Below are 13,730 nucleotides of genomic sequence, written 5' to 3'. Positions count from 1 at the left end.
CTCTGGCGCGCCGCGGCCGCAAGGGTTTCGCCGAGACCGGCGCCCTGCCCGAGGTCGGCGTCGCCGATGTCGTCGAGCGCGATCCGGACGGCGACCTGCTGATCCGGCTGACCCGCGCCGAAGACGCCCCGCTGGTCCGGCTCGCGCCCGATCGCAAGGCCGAGGCCGGCCAGGCGCCAGGACTTGGCGACCGGCTGCTGGTGCGCTTCGCCGCTCTCGAGAACGGGGAATGGGAAGCCCGGCTGATCAAGCGTCTTGGCCAGAGCGCGCACAAGGTGCTTGGCGTCGTGCGCAAGGCACGCCGCGAGGTGCGAATCGAGCCCGTCGATCGTCGCTCGAAGGATAGTCTTGTCCTACCTCCCGAGGAGGGCGAGACCCTCCGCGATGGCGACCTCGTGGTCGCCCAGCTTGCGCCGTCGGAGCGGCGGTTCGGCCCCAAACGCGGCAAGCTGCTGGAGGTCGTCGGCCGCGAGGACCAGCCGCGGGCCGCCTCCCTCATCGCTATTCACGCTCACGGCATCCCGACCGGCTTCAGCCAGGCCGCGGAAGCCGAGGCCGAGGCCGCTGAGCCGCCGACCCTGGCCGGCCGCGACGATCTGCGGAACGTGCCCTTCATCACCATCGACCCGGCCGACGCGCGGGACCACGACGACGCCGTCTTCGCGGAGCCGGACACCGACGAGACAAACCCTGGCGGCTGGATCGTCTGGGTCGCCATCGCCGATGTGGCCGCCTACGTCCGCCCGGGCTCGGCCCTCGATCGCGAGGCCCGCGACAAGGGCAACAGCGTCTATTTCCCCGACCGTGTCGAGCCGATGCTGCCGGAACGGCTGTCCAACGGGCTGTGCTCGCTGCGCGAGGGCGAGAACCGCGCCTGCCTCGCTGTGCGGATGGTGTTCGGCGCCGACGGGCGCAAGCGCTCGCACCGTTTCGTTCGCGGCCTGATGCGCTCGGCGGCGAAGCTGTCCTACGAACAGGCGCAGGCCGCCATTGACGGACGCACTGACGACAAGACGGGCCCGATCCTCGAGAGCATCCTTAAGCCGCTGTGGGCCGCCTATGAGATGATGGGAAAGGGTCGCACTGCCCGCTCGCCCCTGGCCATCGAGAGCCTGGAGCGAAAGATCGTTATCGACGCGGAGGGTCAGGTCACCTCGATCACCCCGCGGGCCTCCCTCGACGCCCACAAGCTCATCGAGGAGATGATGATCCAGGCCAACGTCTGCGCCGCCGAGACGCTGGAGCAGAAGAAGACGCCGCAGATCTACCGCGTCCACGACACCCCGAGCCTGGAGAAGGTGCAGAACCTCGCCGACTTCCTGCAGACGCTGGGCGTCAACTGGAGCAAGGGCGAGGCTCCGCGCACCGACCGCTTCAACCGGCTGCTCGACCAGACACGCGAGACCCCGCACGCCGAGATCGTCAACGAGGTCGTCCTGCGCACCCAGATGCAGGCGCATTACGCGACCGACAACATCGGGCACTTCGGCCTGAACCTCGCCAAGTACGCCCACTTCACCTCGCCGATCCGACGCTACGCCGACCTGATCGTCCACCGGGCCCTGATCCGCGCCCTTGGACTCGGCGACGACGGCCTCACCGATCGCGACATCGCTCAGATGAAGGACACCGCCGAGATCATTACCGCCTCGGAGCGCCGGGCGATGGCCGCCGAGCGGGACGCCACCGACCGCTACGTCGCCGCCTTCCTGTCCGATCGCGTCGGCGCGGAGTTCGCCGGCCGGATTACCGGCGTCACCCGCTTCGGCTTGTTCGTGCGGCTGGAGGAGACCGGGGCCGATGGCCTCGTGCCCGTCTCGAAGCTCGGGGGCGAGTACTTCATCCACGATGACCGCATGCACGCCCTGGTCGGCGAGCGCACAGGCGCACGCTGGCCGCTCGGCATGTCCGTCACCGTCCGTCTGGAGGAGGCGACGCCGATCACCGGCGGCCTGCTGTTCGAGATGATCAGCGAACCCGCCCCACCTGACCGGACCGCGCCCCGGCCGCGACTCGGCATGCGGGCCCGAGGCGATCGCCGGCCCGGCGGGCCGCGGCCCGCGCCGCGAAAGGGCGGATCGAAAGGCCCGAAAAAGTCGAGCCCGGGCAAGCGGCGCGGTCGCTAACGGCGAACCATTGACTTCGCGCGCCGGATTCGTATTTTCCGCGGCTCTTTAGGAACACCCGCCGGCGGTGCGTATCCGTTCGGTCCCGCTCGAGGATTACCCATGGCGAAGCCCGCCTCCATCAAGATTCGCCTGAACTCGACGGCGGACACCGGCTTCTTCTACGTCACGAAGAAGAACGCCCGCACCAAGACCGAGAAGCTGGTCATGAAGAAGTACGACCCGATCGTGCGCAAGCACGTCGAGTTCCGTGAAGGCAAGATCAAGTAAGCACGCGACCGCGCGCTTGCTTTTCAGGCGCCCGGCTTCGGCCGGGCGTTTTGCGTTTGAGGGTGTTTAGGCCGCGTGGGCGATGACGCGGTTGCGCCCCGAGGACTTGGCCTCGTAAAGCGCCTCGTCCGCCCGCTTGAGCAGGCCCTGGGCGTCGTCCTCGCCGGCCTGGCTGGCGGCCACGCCGATGGAAATGGTCACGCTCAGGAGTTCCTGGCCGCCCATCACCCGGAACGGCGAACCGGCGACGTGCAGGCGGATCCGTTCGGCGATGCGCCGGGCGTCGAGCATCTGGGTGTCCGGCATGACGATGACGAATTCCTCGCCGCCGTAGCGCACCGGCAGGTCGATCGCCCGGACGTTCGAAGCCAGCCTGGCCGCGAACTCCTTCAACACCTCGTCCCCGACGTCGTGGCCGAAGCTGTCGTTGATCTTCTTGAAGTGGTCGATATCGAGCAGCAGCAGCGACACCGGCTCCCCGCCCATCGCTGCCCGCTTCATAAGCGCGCCGATCTGACCCGTCATGTATCGGCGGTTGTGCAGGCCGGTCAGCTGGTCGGTGACCGCCAGCTCCAGCGACTGGTCGAGGTTGTCGCGCAGATAGTCCGTGTACCGCTTTCGCCGGATCTGCGTCTTGGCCCGCGCCGCCAGTTCCTGCGGATCGATTGGCTTGCCCAGGATGTCGTTGACGCCGATCTCTAGCGCCTTCATCAGCCGCGGCCGCTCGTCGAAGTCGACGATGGCCAGCACCGGCACGTTCCGCGTCGCCTCGTCGGACCGCAGGTTCGCCGCGAACCGCAGGCCGTCGAAGGTCTTCGCCCCGATGTTGACGATCACCAGGTCGACCGGCCCCCGGGCCGTCAGCAGCGCCGCCTCCGGCGTCGCCTCCATCACCGGCCGATGCTCGATCGACAGCTCGGTGCAGATGCGGGTCGCCTGCCGCTCGTGATCGTCGACGATCAGCACCCGGCCGCCGGTCCCGGCCATCCGCGCCGCCGCCGCGCCGATCAGGCCCATCCGGCGCCCCGACGCCTCCCGCTCGCGCAGTTCGTCGATGACGGCCTTCAGGCGCGTCAGGCTGCGGACCCGGGCGAACAGCATGACGTCATCGATCGGCTTCGTCAGAAATTCGTCGGCCCCGGCCTCCAGCCCCGCCACGCGGTCGGACCGCCCGTCCAGCGCCGTGACGAGGACCACCGGGATATGCCGCGTCTCCGGGTCATCCTTCAGCCGCCGGCAGACCTGGAAACCGTCCATGCCGGGCATCATCACGTCGAGCAGGATGATGTCGGGCTTCTCGGACGCGGCGACGGCGAGCGCCGTTGCGCCGTCGCCGGCGGTCAGCACCTCATAATATTCGGCGGACAGCTTGGCTTCGAGCAGCCGGACGTTGGCCTCAATGTCGTCGACGACAAGGATCCGCGCCGACATCGGCCTAGTCCAGGAGCCGCTTGATGGTGTCGAGGAAGTGCGTGACCGAGATCGGCTTCGAGATATAGGCCTCGCAGCCGCCCTCCCGAATCCGCTCCTCGTCCCCCTTCATGGCGAACGCGGTTACCGCGACGACGGGAATCGCCGCCAGCTCCTCGTCTTCCTTCAGCCACTTGGTGACTTCCAGGCCCGAAATCTCTGGAAGCTGGATATCCATCAAGATGAGGTCAGGACGATGTTCGCGGGCAAGCGAAAGCGCAGAGAGTCCCTCGCGGGTCTGCAGGGTTTCATAACCCTGGGCTTCGAGCAGATCATGAAACAGCTTCATGTTCAGCTCGTTATCCTCGACGATGAGGACCTTCTTGGCCATTCAAGGACCCGGCTCTGTTCTTGAGGACGCCGCCAGGACGGCCACCCCCACAATCGAACCTTCATCCCACGGATATCCTTAAACTTCGTTAGCCGCGACTCCGGCGCCCCGGCGAACCCTCGTTCTATCCGGGTATATTTACAGGCAGCCGTCGGCGGACTACAGGGGGTCATGGACGCCACCTACACCGCTTTCCTCGGCGCCGATCGCCTGGCCGCCGGATCCGGCGCCGATGTGGCGGCGGCGTGCCGCCGACTGGACGCGAGCGCAGCCAGCCCCGTGATCTTCGACGACGCGACCGGCCAGCGCGTCGAAGTCGACCCGTTCGCCGAGCCGCCGGCCCTCGCCGCTCCGGGACAGCCGCAGCCGTCGACCGTCCGCCCGGGCCGCGGCCGGCCGAAGCTCGGCGTCGTCGCCCGCGAGGTGACCCTCCTGCCCCGGCACTGGGACTGGCTTAGCACCCAGGCTGGCGGCGCCTCGGCCGCCATCCGACGCCTCGTCGAAGACGCGCGGCGGGGCAGCGCCGGCGCGGACGCCGCGCGTCAGGCTCAGGAGGCGCTCTACCGCGTCATGTCTGTCCTCGCCGGCGACCTTCCCGGTTTCGAGGACGCCGCCCGCGCCCTCTACGGCCGCGACGACGCGGCCCTCGACGCCCATCTCGGGAGGTGGCCGGCGGACGTCGCCGCCTATCTCACCCGCCTTGCGGCGACAGAGCGCGCCGCGCGGCCGCTCTAGCGCCCCGCCCTGGCCTCCAGCGCATGCTCGGCCGCGTGCGTCTCGACAGCCAGCCGACGGGCGGCGTCGCAGGCGACGATCTGGCCGCCGCGCGTCGCATAGCCGATCTCCAGGTCCGCGAGCGTCGGCTGCGGGGGCAAGGTGTGCAGCGCGCACGGCCGCGCCGCCTCAGCCGGCATCGCGACCTGCGGTGCAGCCGGCAAGTTCAGGCGCCGCGGCGCACAGCCGGCGGTCGGCGTCGCGCAGACGATCAGCGCGGTCAGGATCAAGCGGCGCATCGCCGTCCTCCGATTTCAGGGCTTCATGACTAAGGTCGGCGACGCTCCGCGCCGCCGCATCGCGCCGTCGGGTCGCCGTCTCGACCCGCTTGGCGGTCTCGCTCGCACCGTCGGTTTCCAGCTTGGCAAGCGCCGCCCGCGCCTCGGCCGCGGCGACTTTCGGGCGCTCGGCGGCGACGCCGTGGCGACGTCCGGTCCAATAGAGTCCGAGCGCCGCGACGATCAGCACGGCCAGCGCGACGAGCGCCAGGATCCAGCGCCCGCTCACGACGGCAATCCCGGCGCGTAGCCACGCCCGCGCCGCGTCAGCACCTGCCGCCGCATCGCCGGGGCGAAGGAGATGTGCACCCACGTTCCCTCCTGGATCAGTTGGTCGAAGGCCACCGCCGAAGCGGCGATCGCCCGGCAGATCTCCAGCGCCGTGCCGAAGCCGTAGCAGTTGAAGTCCACCGCCCGGCCGCTCAGGTGCGCCGAACGCTCGGCCCCGCCGACGGCGCGGTTCACGGCCGGCGAGCGGTAGCCGCTCGAGACGGTGATCACCCGGTCGCCTAGCAGGCGCCGTACCTCCTCCATCCGCCCGGCCGTCTCGCGCAGCGCCGCGACCACCGTCGGTGGCGGCGTATTGTCGAGGCCGCGCTGCTGGGTGCAGCTCAGCTCCTCCAGGGCGAAGTGCTCCGTCAGTGGCGTTGTCATGGCGCGTATGCCGCCAGCACGCCGGCCGGCGCCTCCGCCTCCAGGCGCGACACCCGCGCCTCGCTCGCGGCCCACAGTTGCGCCAGCGCCCAGGCCAGCAGGGCGATGACGATCGCCCAGACCCGCCCCTTCAGGCCCTCGACCGCCGCCAGCGTGCTGGCGGACGTCGCCTTGATCTCCGTGAGCCGTTCCTCGCAGCGGGATTCATGGTCGCCCAGTCGCTGCTCAAGCGCGGCGAGGCGTTCGGATTGCGTGGTCACGCGCTGGCTCCGTTGAATCCTGCCGATCCACTGAGACCGAAGCTGCGATGCTTTCGGGTCTCCTTGGTGTTCTCGAACCCCTCCGTCCGACTTCCGACGAAGAGCTCACTGGGCAACCCACTGATCGCCGCGACCAGTTGCTGGGTGTGGTTCATCGGCGCCTGCCGGTACTGCTGGTCGATGTCCCGCAGGATCCCGCCCATCGACGCCTGGGTCTCGATGTTCGCCCGCTTGTTGGCGTCGTAAGCGGTCGACAGGTCGACGAGCCCGCGCGCGGCGTCCATCCGCCGCTGCTGCATGCGGTCGGCCGCCTCCGCGCCGAAGCGGCCGGCGGCGTTCAGGGCATCCATGTTGGCAAGGCCGAACTGGTTGGCCGCCGCGGCGTTGGCCAGCGACACCTGCTGGCGCCGGTTGGCGTCATCGGCCGACAGCGCCGCGCCGCGCTGGAACATCTGGTCGAGCAGAGTCGCCGACGTATTGGCCCGGCCCCTCGCAAGGGCGTCCTCGGTCATGCTCCGGGTCAGCGCCGCGCCGGAGCCGCCGAAGGCGCCCGAGCCGGCGAGGTCCAGATCCTGCTGCGCTCGCGTCTGGCCTGCGCTGTGGTCGAAGTCGGACAGGGCGGTATCCACGACATCCCGCCGGTACGGCGACATGTAGGACTCGAGGTTCTCCAGCAGCGACGCGGCCTTGGCCTTCGCCGCCTGGCCGGTCGACGCGGCGTAGGTGTTGGGCCCGTCCTGGGCGATGCCGCGCATCACGTCGGCGGCCCCGTCGAAGTTCCACGACAGGCCCGAGAGGTTCTCGGCCTCGGCCGCCGCCCGCCCCTGCAGGTCGTGCGCCGGCGCAACCAGGTCGTAGGGGTTGCGCTTGGCGTTCTCACCGATCTGGTCGGCGATCGCCCGCGTCGGGTTCAGCGCCCAGTCCGGCGTGATCGGCGTGGTTGTGCTTCCATAGTTCTTGTTGGTCGTGGTGGTGGTCTTCTCGTTTCGGTAATCGCCGCTCAGCTTGAACATCATCTCTACTTCTCTGATTTTGATTGATTTTCAGCGCCTGCCGGCCGCCGCCACATCCAGCGTCGGCTTGCCGATCCGGCCGCCCGTGGGCGAGCTCTGGCCCGCGAACCGAATGCGGAACAGCCGGCCCTTGGTCAGCACGTCGGCGCGCGCCGCGCCGGGCGCCATCGCCGTCTCGACGCGGTGTTCCGGCCCCTGCGGCTCGAACCGCGAGATCAGGGTCATGGTCACCGGTCCGATCTGGTCCTTGATGTCCGGCCAGACCTCGCGCACCAGCATTGTGCGGGCCGGATCGAGGTAGGTGTCGGCGGTCTCGACGTGCCAGGCGAACGCCGCCCCGTCCGCCGAATGCCCCTTCTCATGGAAATAGACATCGCCCTCCGCGGTCGCGGCGACGGGAAAGGCGGTCGGGCCGGCGTCGACGAACGCCGTCCGCGACATCACCCCGCGATGCCAAGCGCCGGCATCCGCCCCGGCGATGCACAGCGCCACGTAGCGGCTGTTCTCATAGCCGTCGCGCGCGTCCGGATAGTCGAACCGCACTTCGGAGAACTCGGCGTTCGAGCTCGCGACCACCTTGTCGCCCTGGCTCGCGGCCAAGCCGTCGGCGAAGTCGCTGCGGATCGGACAGGCCACCGGCTGCGGCTGCCCGCCGACCCCATAGCTATAGAACTGCCGGTCCGGACTGACCCAGAACGCCGTCTGCCCCACGACCACCGCGGCGTTCGGGCCGATTAGGCCGCAGTTGCGCCCCACCCGCTCGAACCGCCACGGCTGGTTCAGCGCCCCGACGAACGTCCCCAGGAACAGGGCGTCCGACGTCCACACCAGCATGTGGGGCCCGCACATCCGACCGGCGACGATCCGCCCGCCGCCGGTCAGCACATACTCGCGCGCGGTCGAGCCGGAGGCCGCCGTGCTCCACTCTGTGTTATCGCGGATCGAGGAGTGGCGGATGCAGAGCGGGTTGAAGGTCCCGGAGACCTCCTCGTTGCAGCCCAGCGCGAAGACCTGGTAGCCCCCGTCCAGCGGCGCCACCAGCATGTAGGTCACGCGCGCGGGCGCGCCGGCCAGCGCCTGCGCCTTCGCCGCCGTGTTGTTGGTCCAGGCGAAGATCGTCTGGTTGCGCGGGCTGGCCAGCAGTTGCTGTCCCCACGCCGCCATCGACCACGTCAGAGGGAAGTAGTCCGTGACTGACGGCAGGCCATAGCCGCCAACGCCGTAGGCCCCGGTGCCATATCCGGCGCTGCCGGCTCCATCCACCGCCCCCGCGGTGAACCCGCTGGCCGGCGTGATGTCGTACAGCACCCCGCCCTGCCAGAGCTGCAGGTTGGAATGGGTGCCGAACGCGACGTTCAACACCGCCGCATTGTCCGTCCACGGAAACGCCGTTCGGCAAACGCCGGACAATTTGGAGGCAGTCAGGCTCTCCCAGCCGCCGATCGCCTGCGGCAGACCGAGCCGGAACCGCACGTTGGACCCATCGGCCCACCGGCCGGCGCCCGCAAAACTGGTGTCGTCGCCGGCCAATCCCGGCGGCAGCTCGAGTGGAAGTCTCATGATTTTTCCGTTGATTCAGGGCGCAGGCTCACGCGACGTCGCGCCACGCGCCCGCCGTTCAAGCTCGTCGATCTCAGAAATTCCGTCGCGTCGGACCGGCCCGGCTCAACGCCGCCGAGGCCTATGGCGTCAGCGTCCGCGCATCCGGCGCCAGCCGCATCCACGCCGCTTCCAGCCGCGGCAGGAACGCCGCATGAGACCAGGCCCGGGCCGTCTCGCGCGCCGCCTCGATCATTCGCTCCAGCTTCGGCCCGCCGCGGTCCACCAGGTCCAGCGCCTCGGCCAGGGCGTCGGCCGCCGCCTCGCAATCGTCCTCGGCGACCCACAGGCCGTTGTCCGCCGTCGCGTACTGCCGCCCGCCGATCCCCAGGAACCCGACGCAGACACAGCCGCTGGCCATCGCCTCCAGCGTCGTCAGCCCCACCGACTCCAGCCGGTTGAGGCTGAGGTGCAGCGCCGACCCGCCCAGCGCCCGCGCCACGTCGGCCTCCGATCGATTGACCATCTCGTACCAGGTCGTCTCCGCATGCCGTGGATGCAGCCGACCGAGCAGCGCCCGGATCGCGCTCGCCTCCAGCCGGCGCTTGCGCGGCGCCAGCGAGATCACCCGCTTCTTCGTCCGCGACGGCGCGAACCGCCGCTCATCGGCGAAACACGGGACCAGCTCGACCCGCGCCTCCGGAAACGCCCGTCTGATCGTCGCCGCGTGCGCTGGCCCGACGGCCAGGATCGGCGGAAACCGGTCTGCCGGAAACCGCGACAGCGGCCGGAAGCCAAGCGCGGCGAACCCTTCCCGGCTCTGGGCGAAGATCACCGCCCGCCCCCCGAGTTTGAGCGCCATCTCGATGGCCTCCGGCGCATCGTCCGGGATGACGATCACGTCGTCGCGGCCCAGCACCTTCGCCGGCTCCACCGGCGCCTGATGCTCGAACCAGGTCGGCATCGCACTGCCGACGCCCAGGTAGCAGACCGCGTCAAACCCCAGGTCGCGCAAGGCCTCGACATGCCGCACGGCCATTTTCTGACCGCCCGACACCCCGCCCTCCCGCGACAGCAGAAGATAATGGATCCGCCCCATCCCGCCGCCTTACCACATGCCGCGCCGGCCGTGATAAGCGGGAGGCATGAAGCTGAACCTCGGCTGCGGCCACAACCGCATTCCCGGCTACGTCAACGTGGACTCAGCCCCGGCCTGCCAGCCGGACCAGCTCTGGGATCTCGAACAATCCCCCTGGCCCTGGGCGGACGACAGCGTCACCGAGGCGATGTTCGTCCACTCCCTGGAACACATCGGCTTCGAGCCGCGCGTCTTCCTGCAGGTGATCACCGAGCTCTATCGCGTCATGGCCCCGGGCGGAGAGGTGAAGATCTTCGCCCCGCATCCGCGCTCCGACGATTTCCTCAACGACCCGACCCATGTCCGGCCGATCACGCCGCAGATGCTGCGCCTCTTCGACCGCGCGGAGAACGACCGGGTCAAGGCGATCGGCGGCGCCAACACCCCCCTCGCCCACTACACCGGCGTCGATTTCCGCATCGTCCACCAGCAGTTCGTCCTCGCCGAGCCCTACGCTACCGCCCTGAAGGACGGCGCGATCAAGCCCGCCGAAGTCTCCGAAGCCATGGCCTCGAAATGGAACGTCGCCCGCGAGGTCCGCGTGACCTTGCGGGCGATCAAGCCCGCTGGCGCCGCGTGATCCAACCGTCGCCCGACGCCGCCCAGGCCACCCGCGCCGAGGCGCTGAACCTGCTGCGTCAGGGTCGCTTCGCCGAGGCCTGGCCGCTCTACGAGGCCCGGCGCTGGACGCCCGGCACAAATACGCTGGAGCCAATCACCGCCGCCCCGCGTTGGCGGGGCGAAGACCTTTCCGGCAAGCGCATCGTCGTCTGCGCCGAACAGGGCTTCGGCGACCAGCTGATGTTCGGCCGCTATCTGCCGCTGCTGCGCGAGCGCGGCGCGAACGTCGTCATCGCCTGCCACCCGCGCCACCTCGCGCGCCTGTTCGAGCGCGCCGGCTACGAGACCCGCCCCAACTACAACGACCGCCCGCTGCCGGACTGCGACTACTGGACCCACTTCGGCAGCCTGCCGGGGCGCCTCTCGCCCCAGCCGCCCGCGCCGGCCTGGCTGAACCTGCCGCTGACTACCGGCGGCGGCGTCGGCGTCATGGCGCAAGGCAACCCGAAGTTTGTCGACAACGCGGCCCGCTCCCTTCCGCCGCGGTTCGCGGCGCAGCTGCATAGCCTTGGCCGGGACCTCTCCCCGGCGGCCACCGGCGCCGTCGACTTCCTCGACACCGCCGAGCTCATGGCCGGCCTGGACCTCGTCGTCTCGGTCTGCACCTCCGTCGCCCACCTCGCCGGCGCCCTCGGCAAACCCCTGATCGTCCTCCTCCACGACCGCGCCGAATGGCGCTGGGGTCTGGGCGCCCGGTCCCCGTGGTATCCGGAGGCGACTCTGATCCGGCAGGACTCGCCGGGCGACTGGCGGGGGGTGATGGAGAGGTTGTTGAAGAGTTGCCACTCCGGCTACCCCCACGGCGCCTAGATGCAATACGGCAGCATCTCGTGCTAAGCGGCGCGGATGGCTAAACTGACCTACAACCCTCGCGTGTTTGACGTTTCAGACGTTGAAAGTGCGAAGCAGATCATTCTCACGCGTGAGCCCGACGCTAGCACTGAAGAGCGTTGGGAGAGGGAAACTCCTTATCTTGCGGGCCTGCTCGCAGCCCATCTCACGCCAAACTCAGGCAGCCTCATTCTGGATTACGGATGTGGCCTCGGCAGGCTGTCCAAGGCTCTGATAGAGCTTTGTGGCTGCAAAGTTCTTGGGGTGGATATCAGCGCTGATATGCGACGCCTGGCCCTGGATTTTGTCGGGTCCGACAAGTTCTCCGTCATCTCGCCAGAGCAGTTCGAGGAAGAGGTAAATTCCGGCCTGAGGGTTGATGGGGCTGTAGCGGTTTGGGTGATCCAGCACGTTCTGGATCCGGTGGCGTGCATAGACACCCTTGCGAGAAGTCTTTCCTCAACCGGCCGGCTCCTGGTCGCGAACACTCATCAGCGTTGCGTTCCCACCGTGGAGAAACCCTGGGGTAAGGATGGGCACGAGGTGCGAAAGCTCTTAGCTGCACGCCTGAGGGAGATCGCGATTGGTGTTCCGGACCCGATTTGGGTCGGCGAAAATACAGCGAAGTCTGCGTTCTGGGGCCTTTATAGACCTCGCGCGACATCGGAACTAAAGGATCTGAACGAGGTAGACTAGAACACGGCCATTCCTTCCGGAATGTACGTTCGTAGAACTATCTCCTGCTCCTCCGCCTCCTCCAGGCGCTGTACTCGTATCCACCGTGTTTTTCGCGGCGGCTCCGTTGCCACCGACCGGTCCGTAGAGGACGTCGGCAAAGCCCGCCGCCGCGCCGCCACCACCCGCAGAGGCCGCACCCGCACCTCCGACGCCTCCGTTGGGAGTAGATGCGCCTGCAGTCCCGGTTGAACCATTTCCTCCAGCACCCCCATCGCGGCCTATGTCCCAGGGACCAGCACAGGTGCCACCAGCGCCGCCGGACGATGTCGAAGTAGTACGACCGCCTCCGGCCACCATTATTTTCCCGTCGGGCAGCGTGACCGTCGTGTCTCCGCCGTTAGTACCGTTGGGAGAAGGGTCGGCGCCACCGGCACCGACTGACCACGACAACGTCTGGCCAACGTCAACCCTGACGCGCTTGAACCCAGCGCCACCCCCACCACCCCCGCCCGACGACACGGCATCTCGGCCGGACCCTCCAGCGCCCCACGCGAAGATGACGGCCCATGCGGGAACGGTGGCAGCGATTGAACCCGGTCCAGGCGTGGACGCATCGACAGCAGCGACAAGGTTCGGCAGCGGCGTTGCCGCACGCCGCCGTCCATCCATCCCCTGCCCGACGAAACCCCTCAGGTTCTGGCCCATCAGTAGTCCGCCCATTCGGCGACGGTCGTGATGCCATCGGCGATCGTGAGGGACTGCGCGACGTAGAGGATCGCGGCGGCCGGCAGGATCAGCGGCGTGTCCTCGGAATAGCCCCAGTCTGCCGGGGTGATCCGCGATGTGGTGCTGATGGTCACGTTGACCAGCACGCTGTCGATCAGCAGCTTGCTCGTCCCGCCATCGACAGACAGGTACAACTGCACCGCGGTGTTGGCGGAGGCCCGCGGCGTCGAGCGGAGCCGCGTCAGGCGCCCTCCGTTGGGTCCCGCCACGAGCAGCTGCTGTGTGTTGGTCGGCGACGAGGTGTAAGTGGTGTTTGCGGTCGTCGTGACGACCGCCGCCGCCTTTGGGGTTTGCGGCGTGATGATGCTGTTCGGCGTGACCGCCATGATGACCTCCTAAAGCGCCACCGCGAGGGCGACTTGCGTTCCGATGATGCGGGTGGGGTAGTCGACGAGGTCGGTGGCCGCTGGCTGCTTCCAGTAGGCGTCGACCCCGTCGGTGTAGACGTACTTGCCGGCGTTGCCGGCGAGCGCCGGAAGGGCGCCGGTCGCCGACAGCGCGGCGCTGGCGATGTAGTCCTTCAGGCTCAGGCCGCCGTATCCCGGCGTCCGCACCTCGGCGCCGTCGCACAACGCCGACGCGATATCGCCGGGGTCCACGGTCACCACCGCCCCGGCCCCCGTCGTCACGGTCAACGTGCCGGTGCAGGCGTTCCACACGACGTAGGCCTTGCTCACTGGCGGGATCACCACCGTGAACGCACCTGCGCCGGTGAACTTCAGCATCGCGTTGCGCGCCTCGTCCGCGCCGGCGTTCGCCGTGCTCAGGGCGTATGGCGACGAGGTCAACGCCTTCGTCAGCCACCCCGCGATCGCGGTGTCGGCGCGTTGCAGGACGGCGTTCAGCTTGTCGCCCCACAGGTTGATGTTTTCGCCCGTGAACTGCAGCTCGAAGCGCAGCGAGGGGGACCAGGAGGAAGGCATCAGACGATCACGGCTCCCGTGTCTTGGCGGATCCAGTG

At 68.8% G+C, this 13,730-nt stretch carries 18 protein-coding genes; 6 read left to right on the top strand and 12 right to left on the bottom strand.

Features of this window, described 5'->3' with window-relative positions:
• A partial coding sequence (rnr, locus tag ACILRF_RS09745; RefSeq protein WP_395672331.1) for a ribonuclease R occupies positions 1 to 2,126 on the top strand: 2,126 nt, incomplete at its 5' end.
• 102 nt (positions 2,127 to 2,228) lie between these two features.
• Complete coding sequence (gene rpmG, locus ACILRF_RS09740; protein ID WP_395672329.1) at positions 2,229 to 2,396, top strand: 50S ribosomal protein L33; 168 nt, start codon at positions 2,229 to 2,231, stop codon at positions 2,394 to 2,396.
• A 66-nt stretch (positions 2,397 to 2,462) separates the two neighbouring features.
• Here the strand turns inward: rpmG and ACILRF_RS09735 are convergent, their stop codons facing one another.
• Together ACILRF_RS09735 and ACILRF_RS09730 are read right to left on the bottom strand one after the other, a co-directional pair.
• Entirely contained in the window at positions 2,463 to 3,827 is a 1,365-nt protein-coding gene (locus tag ACILRF_RS09735) for a PleD family two-component system response regulator (protein WP_395672327.1), read from the bottom strand.
• Between the two features lie 4 nt (positions 3,828 to 3,831).
• Complete coding sequence (locus ACILRF_RS09730) at positions 3,832 to 4,197, bottom strand: response regulator (RefSeq protein WP_395672325.1); 366 nt, start codon at positions 4,195 to 4,197, stop codon at positions 3,832 to 3,834.
• Between the two features lie 171 nt (positions 4,198 to 4,368).
• Here ACILRF_RS09730 and ACILRF_RS09725 point away from each other — a divergent pair, with 171 nt between their 5' ends.
• On the top strand, positions 4,369 to 4,932 hold the full coding sequence (locus ACILRF_RS09725; protein WP_395672323.1) for a DUF2239 family protein: 564 nt from the start codon (positions 4,369 to 4,371) through the stop codon (positions 4,930 to 4,932).
• Here ACILRF_RS09725 and ACILRF_RS09720 read toward each other — a convergent pair.
• The 7 genes from ACILRF_RS09720 to ACILRF_RS09690 form a co-directional block, all read right to left on the bottom strand.
• Complete coding sequence (locus ACILRF_RS09720) at positions 4,929 to 5,111, bottom strand: hypothetical protein (protein ID WP_395672321.1); 183 nt, start codon at positions 5,109 to 5,111, stop codon at positions 4,929 to 4,931. The genes ACILRF_RS09725 and ACILRF_RS09720 overlap by 4 nt on opposite strands.
• Positions 5,101 to 5,478, bottom strand: coding sequence for a hypothetical protein (locus tag ACILRF_RS09715; protein WP_395672319.1), 378 nt, complete (start codon positions 5,476 to 5,478; stop codon positions 5,101 to 5,103). The genes ACILRF_RS09720 and ACILRF_RS09715 overlap by 11 nt, the downstream gene beginning before the upstream one ends.
• The gene (locus ACILRF_RS09710) at positions 5,475 to 5,903 is read right to left on the bottom strand and encodes a D-Ala-D-Ala carboxypeptidase family metallohydrolase (protein WP_395672317.1); all 429 of its coding nucleotides are present in this window, start codon (positions 5,901 to 5,903) and stop codon (positions 5,475 to 5,477) included. Before ACILRF_RS09710 ends, ACILRF_RS09715 begins: the two co-directional genes overlap by 4 nt.
• Positions 5,900 to 6,163, bottom strand: coding sequence for a hypothetical protein (locus tag ACILRF_RS09705; RefSeq protein ID WP_395672315.1), 264 nt, complete (start codon positions 6,161 to 6,163; stop codon positions 5,900 to 5,902). The genes ACILRF_RS09710 and ACILRF_RS09705 overlap by 4 nt, the downstream gene beginning before the upstream one ends.
• Positions 6,160 to 7,176, bottom strand: a complete 1,017-nt coding sequence (locus tag ACILRF_RS09700; RefSeq protein WP_395672313.1) for a hypothetical protein — start codon at positions 7,174 to 7,176, stop codon at positions 6,160 to 6,162. The genes ACILRF_RS09705 and ACILRF_RS09700 overlap by 4 nt, the downstream gene beginning before the upstream one ends.
• A 30-nt stretch (positions 7,177 to 7,206) precedes the next feature.
• Positions 7,207 to 8,736 carry a hypothetical protein gene (locus ACILRF_RS09695; RefSeq protein ID WP_395672311.1) on the bottom strand — a complete coding sequence of 510 codons (1,530 nt, stop codon included), beginning with the start codon at positions 8,734 to 8,736 and terminating at the stop codon, positions 7,207 to 7,209.
• 121 nt (positions 8,737 to 8,857) lie between these two features.
• Complete coding sequence (locus ACILRF_RS09690; protein ID WP_395672309.1) at positions 8,858 to 9,814, bottom strand: glycosyltransferase; 957 nt, start codon at positions 9,812 to 9,814, stop codon at positions 8,858 to 8,860.
• A gap of 46 nt (positions 9,815 to 9,860) precedes the next feature.
• Between ACILRF_RS09690 and ACILRF_RS09685 the strand changes: the two genes are divergently transcribed.
• Genes ACILRF_RS09685 through ACILRF_RS09675 form a run of 3 tightly spaced genes read left to right on the top strand, consistent with a single transcriptional unit; the run spans position 9,861 to position 12,001 of the window.
• Positions 9,861 to 10,433 (top strand): class I SAM-dependent methyltransferase, encoded by a 573-nt coding sequence (locus ACILRF_RS09685; protein WP_395672307.1) that lies wholly within the window; start codon positions 9,861 to 9,863, stop codon positions 10,431 to 10,433.
• Entirely contained in the window at positions 10,430 to 11,284 is an 855-nt protein-coding gene (locus ACILRF_RS09680) for a glycosyltransferase family 9 protein (protein ID WP_395672305.1), read from the top strand. Before ACILRF_RS09685 ends, ACILRF_RS09680 begins: the two co-directional genes overlap by 4 nt.
• 36 nt (positions 11,285 to 11,320) lie before the next feature.
• On the top strand, positions 11,321 to 12,001 hold the full coding sequence (locus tag ACILRF_RS09675) for a class I SAM-dependent methyltransferase (protein WP_395672303.1): 681 nt from the start codon (positions 11,321 to 11,323) through the stop codon (positions 11,999 to 12,001).
• Here ACILRF_RS09675 and ACILRF_RS09670 read toward each other — a convergent pair.
• Genes ACILRF_RS09670 through ACILRF_RS09660 form a run of 3 tightly spaced genes read right to left on the bottom strand, consistent with a single transcriptional unit; the run spans position 11,975 to position 13,692 of the window.
• Positions 11,975 to 12,652, bottom strand: a complete 678-nt coding sequence (locus tag ACILRF_RS09670) for a glycine-rich domain-containing protein (protein WP_395672333.1) — start codon at positions 12,650 to 12,652, stop codon at positions 11,975 to 11,977. The genes ACILRF_RS09675 and ACILRF_RS09670 overlap by 27 nt on opposite strands.
• A gap of 35 nt (positions 12,653 to 12,687) precedes the next feature.
• The gene (locus ACILRF_RS09665) at positions 12,688 to 13,095 is read right to left on the bottom strand and encodes a hypothetical protein (RefSeq protein WP_395672301.1); all 408 of its coding nucleotides are present in this window, start codon (positions 13,093 to 13,095) and stop codon (positions 12,688 to 12,690) included.
• 9 nt (positions 13,096 to 13,104) lie between these two features.
• The gene (locus ACILRF_RS09660) at positions 13,105 to 13,692 is read right to left on the bottom strand and encodes a hypothetical protein (RefSeq protein ID WP_395672299.1); all 588 of its coding nucleotides are present in this window, start codon (positions 13,690 to 13,692) and stop codon (positions 13,105 to 13,107) included.
• Positions 13,693 to 13,730 lie beyond the last annotated feature (38 nt).

The sequence above is a fragment of the Phenylobacterium sp. genome (genome assembly GCF_044236515.1).
Lineage (GTDB): Bacteria > Pseudomonadota > Alphaproteobacteria > Caulobacterales > Caulobacteraceae > Phenylobacterium.
Note: the sequence above shows the minus strand (reverse complement) of the source record. Positions and strands in the feature narration are given on the sequence as shown.